General features: G+C 54.9%; 1 protein-coding gene and 1 pseudogene. Both read right to left on the bottom strand.

Going from position 1 to position 510, the window contains the following annotated elements:
• The coding region (locus PROVALCAL_RS20260; RefSeq protein ID WP_409371733.1) for a glycerate kinase at nt 1–200 on the bottom strand (200 nt) is incomplete at its 3' end.
• Nucleotides 115–477 (bottom strand): annotated as a pseudogene (locus PROVALCAL_RS20265) (glycerate kinase); the annotation flags it as partial. The pseudogene PROVALCAL_RS20265 and the gene PROVALCAL_RS20260, both read right to left, overlap by 86 nt.
• Nucleotides 478–510 lie beyond the last annotated feature (33 nt).

Raw genomic sequence — 510 nt, forward strand, 5'->3', positions numbered from 1 at the left:
CAGCCAGGGCAAAAACCGGTATGCCAAGCTTTTTTGGCAACTTGGGCCACGGCATAGGGTGTCTTGCCGAACTTAGTCTGGAAGTCAATCCCGCCTTCGCCCGTAAAGACATAGTCAGCATCCCGCATCTTTTCCGCCAAATGGCTCTCCTCGATCACGATCTGGGCGCCCGCCTTCATCTGGCACTTGCTGAAGGCCAAAAAATCCCGCTCCCAGGCCGCCAGCCGCCCCGCTGCCAGGAACGTTCTCTACGTCTTTCCCAACTTGCTCCTTGATAACGGCCGCATAATGGCGAAGGCTAGCGTCAAGCTTCTGGACCATCTCCTTGTCCGCCCCTTTTTGCGGGCCGAAAACCGCAGATGCTCCATTGAGTCCGGTCAAAGGATTGGTCACGTCGCTGGCCAGGATGATTTCAACTTCTTTTAAGCGGGGAACTAAGCCGCTGGCATCAATTCTGGCTAACTGGTCTAAACTTCCTCCGCCAAAGGCAGCTCTTGGCCATTTTTATCT

It is taken from the genome of Providencia alcalifaciens DSM 30120 (genome assembly GCF_000173415.1).
Taxonomy (GTDB): Bacteria; Pseudomonadota; Gammaproteobacteria; order Enterobacterales; family Enterobacteriaceae; genus Providencia; species Providencia alcalifaciens.